The following is a 20,566-nucleotide window of genomic DNA, read 5'->3' as shown; positions in this document are numbered from 1 at the left end:
CGGGCCTGGGTCCCGACGCGACGTTAGGAACGGACTCCCAGGCGGCGCAGGTGGGCGTTCGCGAAGCGGCCGTCGACGTCGAGCGCGTCGAACAGCAGGCGCGCCTGGCCGAGCATCGGATGGGCGGCCGCCACGGCATCGGCCGTCATGGTGTGCACCTTTCCCCAATGGGGCCGCGCGCCGAACGGGGCGAGCGCCTCCTCGATGCGCGGCGTGAGCGCCGCGACCTCGGCGGGCCGGTTGCGCCACGTGAAGTGGATGGCGAGGGTGTCGCGGCCGTACGCCCCCGACAGCCACAGGTCGTCCGCCGCGAGGGTGCGCAGCTCCGTGACCAGCAGGTGGGGGGCGATGTCCGCCGCCATGGCACGCACGGCGACGAGGGCATCGGCCCCGTCCTCGAGCGCCACAAAGTACTCGGTCTGGATCTCGTCGCCGTTCGAGGGCGTGTGGTCGAGCCGGAAGTGAGGAAGCCGCTCGAGCCACGGCCCCTCGACGCCTCCGCGCACCGTGAGGGCCGCGGGGTCGGCGTCGACGAGCCCCGACTCCTCCGGCAGTTCCAGGCGCGAGCCGAGCCAGTCGGGGCCCGGCGCCTCGCCCTCACCCACGCGGCTCTTGCGCCACACCTGCTGGACAGTGTCCTCGTCCCACGTGGTGAAGGCGCTGACGGAGTAGCCGGCGCTCATGACTCCCGAGAGGTCGTCCAGCAGCGCCGCCCATGGCAGGCCGCGGTACACGTCCTGACGCACCGTGTAGGCGGGCTGGATGTCGAGCGTGACGCGCACCACGATGCCGAAGGCGCCCAGCCCCACGGGAAGCGCCGTGAAGCCCTCCTGGCCGCGCGACATGGTGCGCACCGCGCCCCTGGCGCCCACGTACGTCAGGGCCGCCACCGCATCGGACAGGCAGCCGTTCGTCACCCCGGAGCCGTGGGTGCCGGTCGCGATGGCGCCTCCCACGGAGATGTGGGGGAGCGAGCCCATGTTGTGCAGCGCCCAGCCGCGCTCGTGGAGCCAGGCGGCGAGGACGCCGTACCTGATGCCGGCGCCGACGGTGACGGTGCGGGCCCGCTCGTCGAGGACGGGGTTGGCGGGGATGCCCGTGACGGTGACGAGCGTGCCGGCGGTGTCGGCGAGGTCGTTGAAGCTGTGGCGAGTGCCGAGGGCGCGGACCGGCCCGTCGGTGGTGGTGAGGAGGTCCTGGACCTGATCGATGCTCGTGGCCTCGATGAGGCCAGCGGCCTCGAAGGTGTGCGTGCCCGCCCATGTCGCGCCGATGCTCATGCGGCAAGCCTAGGGTGCGGCCGCTGGAACCCCGTCGACGGCCGATGCGTTGGCTCGCTAACGGTGTCCGCGCACCGCCCGGGACGAGGGTCCCGGGGACCTTGGTCCCGATTTACGCAACGCAAGAGTGCCTTTATTTGTGCGGAAGCCAGGGCATTTATGTGCACGGGCACCCCTTGACACCGCGTAGGCTGTGTGCGTGAAATCCACAGCAGATGTCATCGTGGTGGGCGCTGGGCCTGGAGGCTCCGCCGCCGCGTACTACCTGGCATCCGAGGGATTTAACGTCATAGCTCTCGAGAAGTCGCGCTTCCCCCGCGAGAAGGTCTGCGGCGACGGTCTCACTCCCCGCGCCGTGCGCGAGCTGGATCTGATCGGATTGCCCACCCCCCGCGAGGAGGGCTGGATTCCGAACTGGGGCCTGCGCATGGTGGGCGGCGGACACCGCCTCGAGTTCCCGTGGCACGAGCAGGACTCCTTCCCGAACTACGGCCTGTCGCTCGCGCGCGCCGACTTTGACCACCGCCTCGCCGAGCACGCCCGCTCCGCGGGTGCCGACGTCCGCGAGGGCTGGTTCGTCACCGGCGCCGTGCGCGACGAGCACTCCGGCCGCGTCATCGGCGTCACCGCCAAGGAGACCGACGAGAAGGGTCGCAAGGTGGGCGACGAGGTCACCTTCACCGCCCCCGTCGTGATCGCGGCCGACGGCGTCAGCGCCCGCATCGCGCTCGGCCTCGGCATGGAGCGCAAGGACGACCGCCCCATGGGCGTCGCCGTCCGCACCTACTTCGAGACCCCCCGCCACGACGAGGAGTGGATGGAGGGGCACCTCACCATCTGGGACGGCGAGCCCGGCAAGTCCAACCTCCTTCCCGGCTACGGCTGGATCTTCCCCCTCGGCGACGGCACCGCGAACATCGGCCTCGGGACGCTCAGCCCGAACGGCCAGCCCTCCGGCCTCGACCACCGCGCGCTGTTCGACGGCTGGATCCGGCACGGCATCACCGACTGGGAGATCGACCCGGACGCCCCCACCGCCAAGGTGCAGGGCGCGGCCATCCCCATGGCGTTCAACCGCCAGCCCCACTACGTCCCCGGCATGATGCTCGTGGGCGACTCGGGCGGCATGGTCAACCCGTTCAACGGCGAGGGAATCGCCTACGCGATGCAGGCAGCGCGCCGCGCCACCGAGGCCATGGTTGCCTGGCGCGATGCCACGACCGACGTCGCCAAGGAGGCGGCGCTCGCGGGCTACGCGCGCCAGATGAAGGAGGACCTCGGCGGGTATTACTCGCTCGGCAGGGTCTTCGCCGAACTGGTGTCTCACCCGCAGGTGATGAAGGTGTGCACCCGGTACGGGTTGCCCCAGCCGTTGATCATGAGGTTTACGCATAAACTGCTCGCGGACGTCTACGAGCCGCGCGGCGGGGACTGGGCCGACAGGCTCCTATCCACCCTGACCAAGATCGCGCCAGCCGCATGAGCGGCGTGAACCCACCCATGGACCTGACAAGCGAGGGAGTCGACCAGTGAATCCGTACGTGCCGATCGTGGTGATGATCGTCATCGCGGGACTCATGGCAGCGGCCGGCCTCATGGCCAGCAACCTGATCGGTCCCAAGCGTTACAACGCGGCGAAGCTCGACCAGTACGAGTCGGGCCTTCAGCCCACCCCGGGAGCCGCCGGCGGCGGACGCATCCCGATTAAGTACTACCTCGTCGCGATGAGCTTCATCGTGTTCGACATCGAGGTGGTGTTCCTGTACCCCTGGGCGATCGCACACGACGCGCTCGGCTGGTTCGGGCTCATCGCCACCATGACGTTCCTCGCCCTCATCACGATCCCGTTCGTGTACGAGTGGCGACGCGGCGGATTCGACTGGGAGTAAATCGACATGGCACACGACGACAGCGCACCCCCGTTCCTGCTGGGGACGGTCGAGAACTTCGTGGGCTGGGCACGGTCCGGCTCGCTGTGGCCGGCCACCTTCGGCCTCGCCTGCTGCGCGATCGAGATGATGGGCACCGGAACGTCCCGCTTCGACATCGCGCGCTTTGGCGCCGAGGTGTTCCGCGCCTCGCCCCGCCAGGCTGACATGATGATCGTCGCCGGCCGCGTCTCGCAGAAGATGGCCCCCATCGTGCGTCAGGTCTACGACCAGATGCCCGAGCCCAAGTGGGTCATCTCCATGGGCGTGTGCGCCTCCTCCGGCGGCATGTTCAACAACTACGCGATCGTTCCCGGCGTTGACCACGTCATCCCGGTCGACATCTACCTGCCCGGCTGCCCGCCGCGCCCGGAGATGCTGCTGAACGCCCTCATCGAGCTTCAGGAGCAGGTGAAGCAGTACCCGATGCTGTCCCACCGCAAGGAGATCGCGCGCAAGGCCGAGGCCGCCGCGCTCGCCGCGACGCCCACCTCCGAGATGAAGGGCCTGCTGCGGTGACGGACGACAAGAACCTCGAGGCGGTGGCACCCGCCGGTCGCGAGCCCCTCACCCTCATCAATGTGCGTGAGGGAATGTTCGGAGCCAAGGGCGACACGTCCGGCTTCGACGGCCTGATCCAGCACGTCCAGATGCCCGGCGCCTCCGAGCGCCCCTACGGCGAATGGTTCGACGGGGTCGTCGACGTCCTCACCGAGCTGCTCGGCGACGACGCCGATGCCGCCATCGAGTACGTCGTCGTGGACCGCGGCGAGCTCACGCTCTACATCGCCCGCGAGCACCTCCTCGCCGTCGCCCAGCACCTGCGCGACGACCAGGACCTCCGCTTCGAGATGTGCCTGGGAGTCTCCGGCGTGCACTACCCGGCCGACACCGGCCGCGAGCTGCACGCGGTTTACCCGATGCAGTCGATCACCCACAACCGCCGCCTGCGCCTCGAGGTTGCCGTCGCCGACGGCGACTCGCACATCCCGTCGATCACCTCGATCTACCCGATGAACAACTGGCACGAGCGCGAGACCTGGGACTTCTTCGGCATCGTCTTCGACGGCCACCCCTCGCTCGCCCGCATCGAGATGCCGGACGACTGGGTAGGCCACCCGCAGCGCAAGGACTATCCGCTCGGCGGCATCCCCGTCGAGTACAAGGGCGCCGAGGTTCCGTCGCCCGACGAGCGGAGGCAGTACCGATGAGCACCAACGCGAACGCCACCGGGCCCATCCTCGAAGACCCCGAGGTCCCCGAGTACACCGTCTACGGCTCCGACTGGTCCGAGGTTGCCGACGAGGCAGTGCGCCTTGGCCAGCAGCGCATCGTCATGAACATGGGCCCCCAGCACCCGTCGACGCACGGCGTGCTGCGCGTCATGCTCGAGATCGAGGGCGAGACCGTCACGGAGGCCCGCGCCGGCATCGGCTACCTCCACACGGGCATCGAAAAGAACATGGAGTTCCGCACCTGGACCCAGGGCGTGACGTTCTGCACGCGCATGGACTACGTGGCCTCCATGACCCAGGAGCTCGCCTACTGCCTTGGCGTCGAGAAGCTGCTCGGCATCACCGACGACGTGCCGGAGCGCGCCTCCGTGCTGCGCGTCCTCATGGCCGAGCTCACGCGCATCGGCTCCCACCTCGTCGCGGTCGGCACCGGCGGTAACGAGCTGGGCGCCACCACCATCATGACCACCGCGTTCGTGGCGCGCGAGGAGACCTTCCGCGTCATCGAGGCGATCTCCGGCCTGCGCACCAACAACGCGTACATCCGCCCCGGCGGCGTGGCCCAGGGCCTGCCCGAGGGTGGCGTCGCGATGATCCGCGACATGATCCCCAAGGTGAAGGAGGGCCTCGACGAGCTGGCCCTGCTCCAGATGGAGAACCCGATCCTCAAGGGCCGCCTCAAGAACGTCGCGACCATGAACCTGTCGGCCTGCATGGCGCTGGGCATCACCGGTCCCATCCTGCGCTCGACGGGCCTGCCGTACGACCTTCGCAAGGCCGAGCCGTACTGCGGCTACGAGACCTACGACTTCCAGGTCCCCACCTCGACGGACGACGACGCGTGGTCGCGCATGGTCATCCGCATGGAGGAGTGCTACGAGTCGCTGAAGATCGTCGCGCAGTGCGCCGACCGCCTCGAGAGGCTGGGCGACGGGCCGGTCATGGTCGAGGACAAGAAGATCGCGTGGCCCGCTCAGCTGTCGATCGGGTCCGATGGCCAGGGCAACTCGCCCGAGCACATCAAGCACATCATGGGTGAGTCCATGGAGGCGCTGATCCACCACTTCAAGCTGGTCACCGAGGGCTTCGACGTCCCGGCCGGCCAGGTCTACCAGGCCATCGAGGGCCCCAAGGGTGTGCTCGGCGTGCACCTGGTGTCCGACGGCGGCACCAAGCCGTGGCGCGCGCACTTCCGCGACCCGGGATTCAACAACCTGCAGGCGCTGTCGATCATGGCCCAGGGCGGCCAGGTGGCCGATGTCGTGGTCGCCATCGCCTCGATCGACATGGTGCTCGGAGGCGTGGACCGATGACCTATACCGCTGAGACCCTCGCGCAGCTCGAGACGGACGCCGCCGACATCGTCGGCCGCTATCCCGTCAAGCGCTCCGCGCTGCTGCCGCTGCTGCACCTCGTGCAGTCGGTGGACGGCTACGTGAGCCCCGACGGCATCGCGTTTTGCGCGAAGACCGTCGACCTGACCTCCGCCGAGGTCAGCGCCGTCGCGACCTTCTACACGCAGTACAAGCGCCGCCCCAACGGCGAGTACCAGGTGGGCGTGTGCACCACCGCGCTGTGCGCCGTCATGGGCGGCGACGAGATCTGGCGACAGGTCTCCGAGAAGTGTGGCGTCGGCCACGACGAGACCACCGGCGACGGCAAGATCACGCTCGAGCGCATCGAGTGCAACGCGGCGTGCGACTACGCGCCCGTGATGATGGTCAACTGGGAGTTCTTCGACAACATGACGCCCGACCGCGCGCTGCGCGTGGTGGACGACATCCTCGAGGGACGCGACGTCAAGCCCACCCGCGGATCCCACAAGGTCGGCACGTTCAAGGAGACCGAGCGCGTGCTCGCCGGCTTCGAGGACGGCCGCGCCAACGAGGACCAGGGCCTGGGCGACCCCACTCTCGCGGGACTGAAGATCGCGCGCGAGCAGGGCTGGGAGGAGAAGCGATGACCGACCTGACCCCCGTCCTCACGGCCACCTGGGACGCCGAGGAGTCCTGGAAGCTGAGCACCTACGAGAGCCACGGCGGCTACGGCGCGCTGAAGAAGGCCCTCGGCATGGAGCCCGGCGACATCATCCAGATGGTCAAGGACTCCGGCCTGCGCGGCCGTGGCGGCGCGGGCTTCCCCACCGGCATGAAGTGGGGCTTCCTGCCCCCGGACGATGGCGGCCCCCGCTACCTCGTCGTCAACGCCGACGAGTCGGAGCCTGGCACCTGCAAGGACATTCCGACCATGCTGTCGGCCCCGCAGATCCTCATCGAGGGTGTCGCGATCACGTCCTTCGCCATCGGCTGCAACCACGCCTTCATCTACCTGCGCGGAGAGGTCACCCACGTGTACCGCCGCCTGCTGCAGGCAGTGCGCGAGGCATACGAGGCAGGCCACCTGGGCAAGAACATCCACGGCTCTGGCTTCGACCTTGACGTCACCGTCCACGCGGGCGCCGGCGCTTACATCTGCGGCGAGGAGACCGCGCTCCTCGACTCGCTCGAGGGCCGCCGCGGCCAGCCCCGCCTGAAGCCCCCGTTCCCGGCCGTCGCTGGCCTGTACGCCCGCCCCACGGTCGTCAACAACGTCGAGTCAGTGTCCTCGGTGCCCGCGATCGTCGACCGCGGCGTCGAGTGGTTCACCGCCATGGGCACCGAGCGCTCGAAGGGCATGGGCATCTTCTCGCTGTCCGGCCACGTCACCCGCCCGGGCCAGTACGAGGCTCCGCTGGGCATCACCCTGCGCGAGCTCATCGACATGGCCGGCGGCATGCGCGACGGCAAGAAGCTGAAGTTCTGGACCCCCGGCGGCTCGTCGACCCCGATCTTCACCGACGAGCACCTGGACACCCCGCTCGACTACGAGTCGGTGGGCGCCGCGGGCTCGATGCTCGGTACCCGTGCCCTGCAGATCTTCGACGAGACCACGTGCGTGGTGCGCGTCGTGACCCGCTGGACGGAGTTCTACAAGCACGAGTCGTGCGGCAAGTGCACGCCATGCCGCGAGGGCACGTTCTGGCTCACCCAGATCCTGAAGCGCGTCGAGGGCGGACGCGGCACCGAGGCGGACATCCAGCAGCTGCTCGACACCTGCGAGTCCATCCTTGGCCGCGCGTTCTGCGCGCTGGGCGACGGCGCGACGAGCTCCATCTCGAGCTCCGTGAAGCTGTTCCGCGAGGAGTACGAGCGTCACGTGACCGAGGGTTGCTGCCCGTTCGACCACGCCGCGTCGGCGCTGTTCGACTACGAGACGAAGGCCATCGAGGAGGCCCACGCATGACCGCCACCCCCGAGAAGGCTGCGGCCGTCGACACCGTCTCCCTGACGATCGACGGCAAGGAGGTGAGCGTTGCCAAGGGCACGCTCATCATCCGCGCCGCCGAGCAGGTGGGCATCGACATCCCGCGCTTCTGCGACCACCCGGCGCTGAAGCCCGCCGGCGCGTGCCGCCAGTGCCTCGTGGATGTCGCGAGCCCCGGCCCCGACGGCAACCTGCGCGCCTTCCCCAAGCCGCAGCCGTCGTGCGCGATGACCGTGTCCGAGGGCATGGTCGTCAACACGCAGCACACCTCCGAGGCCGCCGACAAGGCGCAGAAGGGGGTCATGGAGCTGCTGCTCATCAACCACCCCCTCGACTGCCCCGTCTGCGACAAGGGTGGCGAGTGCCCCCTGCAGAACCAGGCGCTCAGCAACGGCCGCCCCGAGTCGCGCTTCATCGACGTCAAGCGCGTCTTCGAGAAGCCCCTCGCGCTCAGCTCCGAGATCCTCCTCGACCGTGAGCGCTGCATCCTGTGCCAGCGCTGCACCCGTTTCTCGAAGGAGATCGCGGGAGACGCGTTCATCGACCTGCAGAACCGCGGCGCGATGCAGCAGATCGGTACCTTCAACGAGGAGGTGCTCGACTTCGACGGCTACGAGCCGATCGGCGTCGCCGCCGAGGACGAGTCTGGCAAGGCCTTCTCGTCGTACTACTCGGGCAACACCGTCCAGATCTGCCCGGTGGGCGCGCTGACCTCGGCCGCCTACCGCTTCCGCTCGCGCCCCTTCGACCTGATCTCGAGCCCCGGCATCGCCGAGCACGACTCGTCGGGCGCCGCGATCCGCGTGGACCACCGCCGCGGCAAGATCCTGCGCCGCCTCGCCGACCAGGACATGGTCGTGAACGAGGACTGGGTCACCGATAAGGACCGCTTCGCCTTCGCGTGGCAGAACCTGTCCGACCGCATCACCCGCCCGCTCGTGCGTGGGGAGGACGGCGAGCTGCACGAGGCGTCATGGCCCGACGCCCTCGCGGCCGCCGCCGCCGGCCTCAAGGCCGCGACCGAAGGTGACACCGCGCAGGGCGCCGCCGTGCTTCCCGGCGGCCGCGTCACCCTCGAGGACGCCTACGCGTACGGCAAGTTCGCCCGCGTGGCCCTCGGCACCAACGACGTCGACGCCCGCACGCGCGTCGCGTCCGACGAGGAGCAGGCGTTCCTCGGCGCGACCGTTGCCGGCACCGGCATGGGCGTCACGTTCGGCGACCTGGAGAAGGCCCCCGCGGTCCTGCTCGCCGGCTTCGAGGCCGAGGACGAGGGCGGCGTGGTGTTCCTGCGCCTGCGCAAGTCGCTTGGCCGCCAGCAGGTCTTCACCATCGCCCCGTTCGCGACGCGCGGCTCCGAGAAGCTGAACGCGACGCTCATCCCCACCGCCCCCGGCGGCGAGGGCAAGGCGTTCGCCGCGATCAAGGCCTCCACCGACGCCGCCGAGGCGCTTAAGGCCGAGGGCTCCGTCATCGTGGTCGGCGAGCGTCTCGCCGGCTCGCCCGGTGCCTTCACCCAGGCCCTCGCGCTCGCCAAGCGCACCGGCGCCCGCCTCGCGTGGATCCCGCGCCGTGCGGGTGAGCGCGGAGCGCTCGAGGCCGGCGCGCTGCCGGACCTGCTGCCCGGCGGCCGCGACGTCGCCAGCGCATCGGCCCGCCAGACGGTCGCCGAGGCGTGGGGCGTGGCCTCGCTTCCCGAGACCCCCGGCCGCGACGCGGCCGCGATCATCGCCGATGCCGCCGCCGGCAAGGTGGGCGCGCTCGTCGTGGGTGGCGTGACGCCGTCCGACCTCACCGGCCCCATGGGCGAGGCCCTCGCGCGCACGCCGTTCGTGGTGTCGCTCGAGGTCCGCCGCGGCGAGGTCGCCGAGCACGCCGACGTGGTGCTGCCCGTCGCCCCGCCCTCGGAGAAGGCCGGAACGTTCGTCAACTGGGAGGGTCGCCTGCGCGGCTTCGCCACGGCGATCAAGACCGACGCGATGGGCGACCACCGCGTGCTCGACCTGCTCGCCCGCGAGCTGGGTGTCGACCTGAAGACCGGCACCGTTGCGGATGCCAACGAGCAGCTCGCCGCCCTGGGCGCCCCCGCCAAGGGCGAGCGTCCCGCGGCACCCAAGGTCGATGCCGCCAAGGTCGACGCGAAGCCTGGCGCCTCCGTGGTGCTCGCCTCGTGGCACCAGCTGGTGGACGAGGGCGCGCTGCAGGACGGCGAGCCCTACCTCGCCGGCACCGGCCGCACCGCCGTCGCCCGCCTGTCCGCGAAGACGGCCGAGGCCGCTGGCGCGACCGAGGGTGTCGTCACCGTCGCCTCCGCTCACGGATCGCTCGAGCTCCCGGTCGTCGTGACCGAGGGTATGGCCGATGGCGTGGTGTGGGTGCCGACCAAGTCGCCCGGCGCATGGGTGGCTCAGGAGCTCGGCGTGGAGCCGGGCGCGCTCGTCACCGTGAAGGGGGGAGTGGCGTGATCGCTCTCGAGACCGTCGACCCGGCCGACCTGTCGGTCGCCGAGGCGCTGGCGAATGACCCGCTGTGGCTCGTCATCGTCAAGGCCGTCATCGTCCTGGTGTTCCTCCTCACGAGCGTGCTGTTCGCCGTGTGGTTCGAGCGCCGCGTCATCGGCCGCCTGCAGCGCCGTCCCGGCCCCAACCGCAAGGGCCCCTTCGGCCTCCTGCAGTCGGTGGCCGATGCGGTGAAGCTGCTGACGAAGGAGGACATCACCGTCCGCGCGTCGGACAAGGTGCTGTACATCGTCGCCCCGGCGATCTCCGTGTTCTGCGCGTTCCTCATCTTCGCGGTGATCCCGTTCGGCCCGGTGACCCACATCCCCGGCACGGACATCTACACGCCGCTGCAGCTCACCGACTTCCCCGTCGCGGTGCTGTTCATCCTCGCGTGCGCCGCACTCGGCGTGTACGGCATCGTGCTCGGTGGCTGGGCCTCCGGCTCGGTCTACCCGCTGATGGGTGCCGTCCGCTCGACGGCGCAGGTGATCTCGTACGAGCTCGCGATGGGCCTCTCGCTCGTCACGGTGTTCCTGCTGTCGGGCACGATGTCCACGTCGGGCATCGTCGAGGCGCAGGCCGATCGCTGGTGGGCGTGGCCGCTGTTCCCCGCCTTCATCCTCTACGTCATCTCCATGGTCGGCGAGACCAACCGCCTTCCCTTCGACCTCCCCGAGGCCGAGGGCGAGCTGGTCGCCGGCTTTATGACCGAGTACTCGTCGATGAAGTTCGCCTGGTACTTCCTCGCGGAGTACATGAACATGGTGAACGTCTCTGCCGTGGCCGCCACCCTGTTCCTGGGCGGCTGGCACGCGCCGTGGCCCGCCTCGTGGGCAGGCGCCGACTTCCTCAACTCCGGGATCTTCCCGCCCATCTGGCTGATCCTCAAGATCTGGCTGCTGATGTTCGTGTTCGTGTGGATCCGTGGCTCGCTGCTGCGCTTCCGCTACGACCAGTTCATGCGCTTCGGCTGGAAGGTCCTCATCCCCGTGGGCCTCGCCTGGGTCGTGTTCTTCTCCGTGGGACGCGAGGCGTTCGACTCGTGGGGCCGCGACCTCAACGTCTACGACGCCGTGGCCGGACTGGTGGGCATCCTGCTCACCATCTCCGTGATCAGCTTCGTCACAGACGCCAAGGAATCCAAGGCCGCCAAGGAGACGCCGCCGGAGCCGACTGAGCCCGAGGTGCTGGACGCCTTCGCCGGCGGTTACCCTGTCCCGCCGCTTCCCCACCAGACCCTGCCCCCCTCGCCCCGGTCCGGACGGACCGTGGACGCGAGCGCCACCCGAGCCCCGGAAGGAGGCGAGTGACATGACCGAATCGGATGACGTCTGGAAGGTCAACCGCGAACGCGACGGCAAGTCCGAGCCCTTCGTGTCGAACCTGCCGCAGGCCGGCCCCGTCGGCAAGATCTTCGCGCCCGTCGCCGGCTTCGGCGTGACGCTGCGCAACTTCTTCAAGCCGACCGTCACCGAGCAGTACCCGGAGAAGAAGGTCGCGCCCATGCCGCGTTACCACGGCCGGCACCAGCTCAACCGGTATGCGGACGGGCTCGAAAAGTGCATCGGTTGCGAGCTGTGTGCGTGGGCGTGCCCCGCGGACGCGATCTACGTCGAGGCCGACTCGAACACTCCGGACGCGCAGTACTCGCCCGGCGAGCGCTACGGCCGCGTCTACCAGATCAACTACCTGCGCTGCATCTTCTGCGGACTGTGCATCGAGGCGTGCCCCACGCGTGCGCTCACGATGACCAACGAGTACGAGCTCGCGGGTCCCACCCGCGAGGGCCTCATCTACGAGAAGCAGGACCTGCTGGCCCCCATGGGCGAGGCGATGCTCGCGGCCCCGCACCCGATGGTGCCCGGCACCGTGGATGACGACTACTACCGCGGGGATGTCCTCAAGGTCGTCGAGGAGCAGAAGGAGTGGGTGCGGGAGAACCGCCCCGAGGACCCGACGCTCCCCGAGAACCGCGCCGCGCACCAGGAGAACCCCGAGCACCGCAAGGGCGCGTACGTGAACCAGGACGCGAACGTGCGCAACCACCAGACGTCCATGCAGCATGCCTCCGGAAACCTGGGGAGCGGAATCTAACCATGGTCAACGAAGTCCTCTTCTGGGTGGTCGCCATCATCACGGTGACCGGATCGCTGTCGCTGCTGTTCGCCCGCAAGGGCGCGCACATCGCGATGAGCATCGTCACCGTGATGTGTGGCCTCGCCGCCGCGTATGTGGGCCTGGGCGCCCCGTTCCTCGGCGTCGTGCAGATCGTCGTCTACACCGGCGCGGTCATGATGCTCTTCCTGTTCGTCCTCATGCTCGTCGGTGTCGACCAGCGCGAGTCGCTCAAGGAGACCATCAAGGGCCAGCGCTGGATCGCGCTCGTCGGCGCTGGCGGCATCGCCCTGCTGCTGATCTCCGTCATCGGCCGCGTGGAGCTCACCTCCTCCGACCAGTTCACCGATGGCAACCCCGAGGAGATCGCGATCGAGCTGTTCTCCCAGTACGTGCTGGTGATGGAGGTGTTGGGCGCGCTGCTCATCACCGCCGCCGTGGGCGCGCTGGTGCTGACGCACACGCCGCGCCTCACGCCTCGCCGCACGCAGGTGGAGCTGCAGGCGGCCCGCATCCTCGCGGGTGCGGACCCGGTCAACAAGCCGATGCCGGGCGTCTACGCGCGCCACAACGCGCTCGACGTTCCCGCGCTCGACCCCGAGGGCAACCCCATCGACCACTCGGTCTCGCGCGTCCTCGAGGCGCGTCACCAGACGCAGGAGGGCGCGGAGTTCCGTCACCAGCTGGCGGATCCCGACAACCCCGACCACGACGCCAAGCCGGCGGACGCGCCGCCGCGTGACGCGCACGACCGCAACCCGCGCCAGGGTGAGGGGGAGTCCCGATGAACCCCATGAACTACGTCATCCTTGCGGCGATCCTGTTCTCCATCGGTGCCGCCGCCGTGCTGCTGCGCCGCAACGCCATCGTCGCGTTCATGGGCGTCGAGCTCATGCTGAACGCCGCGAACCTCGCGCTTGTCGCGTTCTCCCGCATTCACGGGGAGCTCGACGGACAGATCATGGCGTTCTTCGTCATGGTCGTCGCCGCTGCCGAGGTCGTGGTGGGCCTCGCGATCATCATCGCGGTGTTCCGCGCCCGCCAGACCATCTCGCTCGACGAGCCGGCAGAGCTGAAGGGATAAGCAACACATGCAGTCACTCATCTGGCTCGCCATCGCCCTGCCGCTGGCCAGCGCAGCCGTGCTCCTGTGCCTCGGGCGCAGGGCCGATGCGTGGGGCCACTGGATGGGCGTCGCCGCCTCGGGCGGTGCGTTCCTCGTCGGCCTCGGCGCGCTCATCGAGATGCTCGGCAAGCCCGCCGAGGAGCGCGCGCTCGACACGACGCTCTACACCTTCATCCCCGGTGGCGATCTCCACGTGGACGTCGGCCTGCTCGCCGACCCGCTGTCGATCACGTTCGTGCTGCTCATCACGTTCGTCGGCACGCTGATCCACGTCTACTCCGTGGCCTACATGGAGCACGACAAGGACCGTCGCCGGTTCTTCGCCTACCTCAACCTGTTCGTCGCCGCGATGCTGCTGCTCGTGCTCGCCGACTCCTACCTCCTGCTGTTCGTCGGCTGGGAGGGCGTGGGTGTCGCGTCGTACCTGCTCATCGGCTTCTGGAACTACAAGCCCGAGTACGCGACCGCCGCGAACAAGGCCTTCGTCGTCAACCGCATCGGTGACATCGGCCTCATCATCGCGATGGGCATCATGTTCACCACCTTCGGTGCGCTCGACTTCGCCACCATCGGCGAGCTCGCGGGCAACGCCTCGACGGCCACGCTCACGGCCGCCGGCCTCGCGCTGCTGCTCGCGGCGTGCGGTAAGTCCGCGCAGTTCCCGCTGCAGTCCTGGCTGGGAGACGCGATGGCGGGCCCCACGCCCGTCTCGGCGCTCATCCACGCCGCGACGATGGTCACCGCGGGCGTCTACCTGATCGTGCGCTCCGCACCCATCTTCGAGGGCGCCCCGAACGCCCAGGTGGTGGTGGCGATCGTCGGTGCCATCACGCTGACTCTCGGCGCGCTCATCGGTATGGCGAAGGACGACATCAAGAAGGCGCTCGCCGCCTCGACGATGTCGCAGATCGGCTACATGATGCTCGCGGCCGGACTCGGCCCGGTGGGCTACGCGTTCGCGATCTTCCACCTCATCACGCACGGCTTCTTCAAGGCGGGCATGTTCCTGGGCGCTGGCTCGGTCATGCACGCCATGAACGACCAGGTCGACATGCGCCGCTTCGGCGCGCTGAAGGGCGCGATGGTCGTCACCTGGGTGACCTTCGGCCTCGGCTGGCTCGCCATCCTCGGTGTCCCGCCCTTCTCGGGCTACTGGTCCAAGGACAAGATCATCGAGTCCGCGTTCGTGGGCGAGGGATGGCAGCCGTGGGTCTTCGGCCTCACCGCGCTCATCGGCGCCGGCCTCACGGCCTTCTACATGTCGCGCCTGTTCTTCATGACGTTCCACGGCAAGGCCCGCTGGACCGACGAGGTTCACCCGCACGAGAGCCCCGCGCTCATGACCGTGCCGATGATCATCCTCGCGGTCGGCTCCGCCTTCCTGGGTCTCATCCTCGCCACCGGCGACCGCTTCACGACCTGGCTTGAGCCCGTGACCGGACACGTCGAGCACCACGAGCCCGTGCTGCCCGTCGCCGTCATCGTCGCGCTCACGCTCATCCTTGTCGCGCTCGGCGCCGTCGGCGCCTGGTTCAAGTACGGCCGGGCCGAGGTCCCGCAGGAGGCGCCGTCGGCGTCGCTCGCGACCATCACCGCGCGCAACGACTTCTTCCAGGACTCCGTCAACCGCGCCGTGTTCCAGCGCCCCGGCCAGCACGTCACCCGCACCCTCGTCTACGCCGATGCGGCGATCGTCGACGGTGCAGTGAACAAGCAGGCCCGTGGCTGGAGCTCCCTCGGCTCGGCATCCCGCAAGCTTCAGACCGGTCAGGTCCGCTCCTACGCGGCGACGATGCTCGTCGGTCTGGTCATCGTCATCGCCGTCATCGTGGTGGGGGGTCTGTAAACCGTGTTCCCATTCCTGACCGTTCTCGTCGCGCTCCCCGCGCTCGGTGCAGCGCTGCTGTGGGCACTGCCCGCATCGGCCCTGACCCGCGTGCGGGAGATCGCGCTCGGCATCACCGTCGTCGAGGCCGTGCTGTTCGTCATCATGGCGCTGCAGTTCGACAAGGGCGACGCCGGAGCCTTCCAGTTCTCCGAGACCTACGCGTGGATCCCCCAGATCGGGGCCAGCTGGGCGCTGGGCGTCAACGGCATCGGCCTGCTGATGGTCGCGCTCGCCGTGATCCTCGTGCCGCTCACCATCCTCGCCGCCTGGCGTGAGGACAAGGTGCCCGCGCGCCGTCGCCACTACCTCGCCCTGGTGCTGCTCAGCCAGGCGTTCATGGTCGGCATCTTCGCCGCCCGCGACGTCTTCCTGTTCTACGTGCTGTTCGAGGCGATGCTGATCCCGCTGTACTTCCTCATCGGCTCGTTCGGCGGCGCCCAGCGCCGCTACGCCGCGGTGAAGTTCTTGCTGTACTCGCTGGTCGGCGGACTCGTCATGCTCGTCGGCGTGGTCGCGCTGTACTTCGTGGGCCCCGGCGGGGAGCAGGCGTTCCTCACGGACAACCTCACCGGCACGCTCGACCTCACCACGGCGCAGGAACGCCTCATGTTCCTGGCGTTCTTCCTCGCCTTCGCGATCAAGGCGCCGATGGTCCCCGTCCACACGTGGCTGCCCGACGTCGCGGAGAACGCGCGCCCCGGCACCACCGCGCTGCTTGTCGCCGTCCTGGACAAGATCGGCACGTTCGGCATGCTGACGCTGTGCCTCACGCTGTTCCCCGAGGCCGCCGACTGGGCGTCGCCGGTGATCATCGTGCTCGCCGTCATCTCGGTCATCTACGGCGCGCTGCTCGCGATCGGCCAGAAGGACATGATGCGCCTGGTGTCGTTCACCTCGGTGAGCCACTTCGGCATCATGGTGCTCGGCATCTTCGCGTTCCAGCAGACCTCGGTCGAGGGCGCGGCGCTGTACATGTTCAACCACGGCCTGTCGACCGGCGCGCTGTTCCTGCTGGTGGGCTTCCTCATCGCCCGCACCGGCACTGCCGACGTCGACGCGTACGGCGGCCTCCAGCGCATCGTCCCCGTCTTTGCGGGAACGTTCCTGGTGGTCGGCCTGTCCGCGCTGTCGCTGCCCGGACTGTCGCCGTTCGTGTCGGAGATCATGGTCCTCGTGGGCGCCTACCCGGTCGCCGCGTGGGCGGTCATCGTCTCCGCGGTGTCGGTGGTCCTCGCGGCGCTGTACATCCTGCTGACCTACAAGAAGGTCTTCACCGGACCCGCCCCCGAGGCGGCGCCGGCGACGACCCGCGACCTCACCCTGCGCGAGCGCCTGGTGGCGTGGCCCCTCGTCGGGCTCATGCTGCTGCTGGGCTTCGCCCCGGCGATCGCGATCGATTACCTGCGCGAGCCGTCGGCTGACATCGTCGCGCACGTCACCCTCGAGGAGGCCGACGCGTGAGTTTCACGACCCCCACGATCGACTGGGCGGCGTTCGCGCCCATCATCATCGTGCTCGGTGCGGGTGCCGCGGGCATCCTCGTCGAGGCGTTCGTCAAGACCCCGGCCACGCGCCGCACCGTCCAGCTCGCGCTGTCGCTCGCCGCGCTGGTGGCCTCGCTCGGCGTGATCATCGCCCAGTGGGCGGCCCTCGACGGCGCCGGCACCGTGGTGATGTCCGGCATGGCGACGGTCGACCGTCAGGCGCTCGCCTGGATGGCGATCCTGCTGGTCTTCGGCCTGCTGTCGATGCTGCTGTTCGCCTCGCGCGACGGCGGCGGCGCCTTCACCGAGCTGGGCGCCACCGCGCCGGGCTCCGTGGAGGAGAAGTTGGCGCGCCGCGCCGGCCTGCAGCTGACCGAGGTCTACCCGCTCGCGCTGTTCGCGGTGGGCGGCATGATGCTCTTCACCTGCGTCACCGACCTGGTGTTCCTGTTCGTCGCGCTCGAGGTGTTCTCGCTGCCGCTGTACCTGCTGGTGGCCCTCGCGCGCCGTCGCCGCTACCTCTCTCACGAGGCAGCGCTGAAGTACTTCATCCTCGGCGCGTTCTCGTCGGCGATCTACCTGTTCGGCGTCGCGCTCGTCTACGGCGCCACCACGGTGACCGACGTCAACATGATCGGCACGGCGATCGTCAACCTCGCCGACGCCGACCCGCTGCTGCTCGCGGGTGCCGTGATGATCATCGTGGGCTTCATGTTCAAGATCGGCGCCGTGCCGTTCCACTCGTGGGTCCCCGATGCCTACCAGGGCGCCCCCACCGCCGTCACCGCGTTCATGGGTGCCGCCACCAAGGCCGCCGCGACCGCCGCACTGGTGCGCGTCATGTTCGTCGCTTTCGCCCCCCTCGAGTGGGAGCTCTCCTGGCTGGTGTGGGCCGTCGCCATCGCGTCGATGGTCTACGGCACCGTCGTGGCTCTCGTCCAGACCGACATCAAGCGCATGCTCGCCTACTCCGGTGTCGCGCACGCGGGCTTCATCCTCGTGGCCTTCGCCGGCCTCGAGGGCGAGGCGCTCACCGCCTTGCCGTTCTACCTCCTTGCCTACGGCCTCGCCACCATCGGCGCTTTCGCGGTGGTGTCCCAGGTGCGCGAGCGCGCCGAGGACGGTGGCGTGGGTGCCGAGGCGGTCCGCCTTGGCCAGTGGGCGGGGCTCGGCAAGCGCTCCCCGCTGCTGGCGGGATCCATGGCGCTGTTCCTGCTGTCGTTCGCGGGCATCCCGATGACCGCTGGCTTCATCGGTAAGTTCGAGGCCTTCTCGGCGGCGATCGCCGGCGGCGCCTGGCCGCTCGTGCTCATCGCCGTGCTGGCATCGGCCGTCGCAGCGTTCTTCTACGTCCGTCTCATCGTCCTGATGTTCTTCACCGACGCCCCCGAGGGCGCGGAGGAGACCATCGCGATCGAGGACGGCGCCCTCACCCGCGTGGTCATCTACGTGACGGCGGCGGCGGTGCTGGTCCTCGGCATCCTGCCGTCGGGCGTGCTCAACCTGTTCGCCGACGCATCGGTGCTGCTGGTGAGCGTGGGAGGCTAGTCCCCATGACTCAGCTTCCCCTCGGCAGCGCCGAGCTCGAGGAGCGGCTGCTGCCGCGACTGGCCCTGGTCGAGGAGCGCCTGCGCGACGCCGTCGCACAGTCCGACTCCCTCGCCGACGCCACCTCGAAGCACCTGGTGAATGCCGGCGGGAAGCGCCTGCGGCCGATGCTGACGCTGCTTGCCGCCCAGTTGGGCGACGGCACGCGGCAGGAGGTCGTGGAGGCGGCCGTCGTGGTGGAGCTGACGCACCTCGCGACGCTGTACCACGACGACGTGATGGACTCCGCGCCCACCCGGCGCGGGGCTCCGTCGGCGCACTCCGTGTGGGGCAACTCCGTGGCGATCCTCACCGGTGACCTGCTGTTCGCGCGCGCCTCGCGCGTGGTGGCGGGGCTGGGCCCCGAGGCCGTCAGGCTGCAGGCCGCGACCTTCGAGCGCCTGTGCCTGGGACAGCTGCACGAGACCGTGGGCCCCGACGAGGGCGAGGACCCTGTCGCGCACTACATCCAGGTGCTTGCCGACAAGACCGGCTCCCTGATCGCCACCTCGGCACGCTTCGGCGCGCTGATGGCGGGCTGCGACCCGGCCACCGTCGAGCGCGTGACCCGCTACGGCGAGCTCGCCGGCGTCGCGTTCCAGCTGGCCGATGACGTCATCGACCTGCGCTCGGACGGCGAGACCACGGGCAAGACCCCCGGCACCGACCTTCGCGAGGGCGTCCCGACCATGCCGGTGCTGCTGCTGCGCGCCCGCGTGGCCGCCGGCGGCACCGAGGACGAGCGCCGGCTGCTCGCCGACATCGACGGCGACCTGTCCGACGATGCGGTGCTCGCCGACGTGGTGGCGCGCCTGTCGGCGCACGCGGTGGTCGACGAGACCAGCGCCAAGGCCCGCGAGTGGGCGGTGCGCGCGGAGGAGTCCGTCGCGGCGCTTCCTGACGGCGAGGTCAAGGACGCGTTCACCGCGTTCTCCGACGCCCTCGTCGCCCGCGCCAGCTAAGCCGCCCGGCTCCTCACCCGTACCGGCCCCTCACCGCCCGACAGTGTGAACCAGTTCGGGGTCGTGCGGCCGGCGTGTCGCCGCGTCGGAGCGCCCGCGCGCGGCGTGTCGCGGGCGACGCTGGTTCACAGTGTGGGGCCAGTGGGGGAGGCGCGGCGTCAGACCGGCTCGGCCGGCTCCACCTGGGCGACCCCGCGTCGCGGCCGCGCGCTCCACGCGTCCCACGTGATGATGACCAGCGCCACCCACACCAGGACGAACCCCGCCCACCGGGAGGTGGGCATCGGCTCCCCGAACTGCCATACGGCGAGCGCAAACATGAGCGTGGGGGCGATGTACTGCAGGATGCCCATCGCGAACAGCGGCAATCGCCTGGCCCCGGCAGCGAACAGCAGCAGCGCTCCCGCGGTGAAGATGCCTGTCGACATCATCAGCAGGTCGTGACCCAGCCCGAGGGCCTCCTCGCCCCGCACCCCGAACGTGCCGGAGCCGCCGATGACCAGCAGTGCCACCAGCCCGAGCGGCGCGAGCACCATCGTCTCCACGGTGAGCCCGGTGACGGCGTCGACGGATGCCCCGGCGCGCTTCTTCACCAGGCCGTATAGCCCAAAGGACGCCGCCAGCGCGAGCGAGATCCACGGAAACTCGCCCATGCCGACGCCGATGACCACCACCGCGACCGCCGCCACGGCGAGCGCCACCACCTGCAGCCTGCGCAGCCGCTCGCCGAGGACGACGACCCCCAGCAGCACGGTGAAGAGCGGATTGATGTAGTAGCCGAGCGAGGCGGAGTTCACGTGCCCCGAGACCACCGCGTAGACGTAGATGAGCCAGTTGGCGCCCACCAGCAGGGCCGCCACGGCGAAGGTCGCGACCATGCGGCGATCGCGCAGGACGGCGCCGAGCGCGCGCCAGCCGCGCACCACCGCGCACCACCGCGACCACGGCGAGGCACACCACGAGCGACCACACTGCCCTGTGCGCCGTGATCTCGACGGCGCCGGCCGGCTCGAGGGCCGCCATGAGCAGGGGGAACATCCCCCACATGAGGTAGGCGCCGGCGCCGTAGGCGAGGCCGGAGCGGGACGTGGTGTGAGGCATGGCGTCAGTCAACCACCGGCGGCCACTACCCACGGCCGATGCCGCCCGGCCCCGGA

18 protein-coding genes are annotated in these 20,566 nt (G+C 69.7%); 16 read left to right on the top strand and 2 right to left on the bottom strand.

Translation table 11 applies throughout. The features are described from left to right. Positions 1-23: 23 nt before the first annotated feature. Positions 24-1,280 carry an FAD-binding protein gene (locus B7K26_RS03985; protein ID WP_084077348.1) on the bottom strand — a complete coding sequence of 419 codons (1,257 nt, stop codon included), beginning with the start codon at positions 1,278-1,280 and terminating at the stop codon, positions 24-26. A 199-nt stretch (positions 1,281-1,479) separates the two neighbouring features. Between B7K26_RS03985 and B7K26_RS03980 the strand changes: the two genes are divergently transcribed. Genes B7K26_RS03980 through B7K26_RS03905 form a run of 16 tightly spaced genes read left to right on the top strand, consistent with a single transcriptional unit; the run spans position 1,480 to position 19,409 of the window. Then, a complete protein-coding gene (locus tag B7K26_RS03980; RefSeq protein ID WP_234998676.1) occupies positions 1,480-2,763 on the top strand; it encodes a geranylgeranyl reductase family protein in 1,284 nt (427 codons plus the stop codon). 46 nt (positions 2,764-2,809) lie between these two features. Beyond that, positions 2,810-3,169 (top strand): NADH-quinone oxidoreductase subunit A, encoded by a 360-nt coding sequence (locus B7K26_RS03975; RefSeq protein ID WP_084077347.1) that lies wholly within the window; start codon positions 2,810-2,812, stop codon positions 3,167-3,169. Positions 3,170-3,175: 6 nt separating this feature from the next. Next, on the top strand, positions 3,176-3,727 hold the full coding sequence (locus B7K26_RS03970; RefSeq protein WP_084077346.1) for an NADH-quinone oxidoreductase subunit B: 552 nt from the start codon (positions 3,176-3,178) through the stop codon (positions 3,725-3,727). After that, on the top strand, positions 3,724-4,419 hold the full coding sequence (locus B7K26_RS03965) for an NADH-quinone oxidoreductase subunit C (RefSeq protein WP_084077345.1): 696 nt from the start codon (positions 3,724-3,726) through the stop codon (positions 4,417-4,419). Before B7K26_RS03970 ends, B7K26_RS03965 begins: the two co-directional genes overlap by 4 nt. Beyond that, a complete protein-coding gene (locus B7K26_RS03960; protein ID WP_084077344.1) occupies positions 4,416-5,756 on the top strand; it encodes an NADH-quinone oxidoreductase subunit D in 1,341 nt (446 codons plus the stop codon). Before B7K26_RS03965 ends, B7K26_RS03960 begins: the two co-directional genes overlap by 4 nt. Beyond that, entirely contained in the window at positions 5,753-6,406 is a 654-nt protein-coding gene (gene nuoE, locus B7K26_RS03955; RefSeq protein WP_084077343.1) for an NADH-quinone oxidoreductase subunit NuoE, read from the top strand. Before B7K26_RS03960 ends, nuoE begins: the two co-directional genes overlap by 4 nt. Then, positions 6,403-7,725 (top strand): NADH-quinone oxidoreductase subunit NuoF, encoded by a 1,323-nt coding sequence (nuoF, locus tag B7K26_RS03950; RefSeq protein ID WP_084077342.1) that lies wholly within the window; start codon positions 6,403-6,405, stop codon positions 7,723-7,725. The genes nuoE and nuoF overlap by 4 nt, the downstream gene beginning before the upstream one ends. Continuing rightward, positions 7,722-10,211, top strand: a complete 2,490-nt coding sequence (locus B7K26_RS03945; RefSeq protein WP_084077341.1) for an NADH-quinone oxidoreductase subunit G — start codon at positions 7,722-7,724, stop codon at positions 10,209-10,211. Before nuoF ends, B7K26_RS03945 begins: the two co-directional genes overlap by 4 nt. Then, positions 10,208-11,557 (top strand): NADH-quinone oxidoreductase subunit NuoH, encoded by a 1,350-nt coding sequence (nuoH, locus tag B7K26_RS03940; protein ID WP_375537567.1) that lies wholly within the window; start codon positions 10,208-10,210, stop codon positions 11,555-11,557. The genes B7K26_RS03945 and nuoH overlap by 4 nt, the downstream gene beginning before the upstream one ends. 1 nt (position 11,558) lies before the next feature. Then, complete coding sequence (gene nuoI, locus B7K26_RS03935; protein WP_084077339.1) at positions 11,559-12,341, top strand: NADH-quinone oxidoreductase subunit NuoI; 783 nt, start codon at positions 11,559-11,561, stop codon at positions 12,339-12,341. Positions 12,342-12,343: 2 nt separating this feature from the next. Beyond that, complete coding sequence (locus B7K26_RS03930; RefSeq protein ID WP_084077338.1) at positions 12,344-13,150, top strand: NADH-quinone oxidoreductase subunit J; 807 nt, start codon at positions 12,344-12,346, stop codon at positions 13,148-13,150. Next, a complete protein-coding gene (gene nuoK / locus B7K26_RS03925; RefSeq protein ID WP_084077337.1) occupies positions 13,147-13,446 on the top strand; it encodes an NADH-quinone oxidoreductase subunit NuoK in 300 nt (99 codons plus the stop codon). The genes B7K26_RS03930 and nuoK overlap by 4 nt, the downstream gene beginning before the upstream one ends. Before the next feature lie 7 nt (positions 13,447-13,453). Beyond that, positions 13,454-15,334: an NADH-quinone oxidoreductase subunit L gene (gene nuoL / locus B7K26_RS03920; protein WP_084077336.1), complete on the top strand. Its 1,881-nt coding sequence runs from the start codon at positions 13,454-13,456 to the stop codon at positions 15,332-15,334. Positions 15,335-15,337: 3 nt separating this feature from the next. Then, a complete protein-coding gene (locus tag B7K26_RS03915) occupies positions 15,338-16,837 on the top strand; it encodes an NADH-quinone oxidoreductase subunit M (RefSeq protein WP_084077335.1) in 1,500 nt (499 codons plus the stop codon). Then, the gene (gene nuoN, locus B7K26_RS03910; protein ID WP_084077334.1) at positions 16,834-18,408 is read left to right on the top strand and encodes an NADH-quinone oxidoreductase subunit NuoN; all 1,575 of its coding nucleotides are present in this window, start codon (positions 16,834-16,836) and stop codon (positions 18,406-18,408) included. Before B7K26_RS03915 ends, nuoN begins: the two co-directional genes overlap by 4 nt. 5 nt (positions 18,409-18,413) lie before the next feature. Continuing rightward, the gene (locus B7K26_RS03905; protein WP_084077333.1) at positions 18,414-19,409 is read left to right on the top strand and encodes a polyprenyl synthetase family protein; all 996 of its coding nucleotides are present in this window, start codon (positions 18,414-18,416) and stop codon (positions 19,407-19,409) included. Positions 19,410-19,567: 158 nt separating this feature from the next. On the opposite strand, the gene rarD is transcribed toward B7K26_RS03905, so the two are convergent. After that, a complete protein-coding gene (rarD, locus tag B7K26_RS03900; protein WP_234998675.1) occupies positions 19,568-20,332 on the bottom strand; it encodes an EamA family transporter RarD in 765 nt (254 codons plus the stop codon). Between the last annotated feature and the right edge of the window lie 234 nt (positions 20,333-20,566).

The sequence above is a fragment of the Demequina sp. NBRC 110057 genome, from assembly GCF_002090175.1.
Taxonomy (GTDB): domain Bacteria; phylum Actinomycetota; class Actinomycetes; order Actinomycetales; family Demequinaceae; genus Demequina.
The sequence above is the reverse complement of the archived record's forward strand: the minus strand, read 5'-3'. Positions and strand labels throughout refer to the sequence as shown.

Coding starts and splice junctions, on each gene's coding strand:
- B7K26_RS03985 (WP_084077348.1), bottom strand. CDS start 1,280: ATGAGCATCGGCGCGACATGGGCGGGCACGCACACCTTCGAGGCCGCT.
- B7K26_RS03970 (WP_084077346.1), top strand. CDS start 3,176: ATGGCACACGACGACAGCGCACCCCCGTTCCTGCTGGGGACGGTCGAG.
- B7K26_RS03960 (WP_084077344.1), top strand. CDS start 4,416: ATGAGCACCAACGCGAACGCCACCGGGCCCATCCTCGAAGACCCCGAG.
- nuoE (WP_084077343.1), top strand. CDS start 5,753: ATGACCTATACCGCTGAGACCCTCGCGCAGCTCGAGACGGACGCCGCC.
- nuoF (WP_084077342.1), top strand. CDS start 6,403: ATGACCGACCTGACCCCCGTCCTCACGGCCACCTGGGACGCCGAGGAG.
- B7K26_RS03945 (WP_084077341.1), top strand. CDS start 7,722: ATGACCGCCACCCCCGAGAAGGCTGCGGCCGTCGACACCGTCTCCCTG.
- nuoI (WP_084077339.1), top strand. CDS start 11,559: ATGACCGAATCGGATGACGTCTGGAAGGTCAACCGCGAACGCGACGGC.
- B7K26_RS03930 (WP_084077338.1), top strand. CDS start 12,344: ATGGTCAACGAAGTCCTCTTCTGGGTGGTCGCCATCATCACGGTGACC.
- nuoK (WP_084077337.1), top strand. CDS start 13,147: ATGAACCCCATGAACTACGTCATCCTTGCGGCGATCCTGTTCTCCATC.
- nuoL (WP_084077336.1), top strand. CDS start 13,454: ATGCAGTCACTCATCTGGCTCGCCATCGCCCTGCCGCTGGCCAGCGCA.
- B7K26_RS03905 (WP_084077333.1), top strand. CDS start 18,414: ATGACTCAGCTTCCCCTCGGCAGCGCCGAGCTCGAGGAGCGGCTGCTG.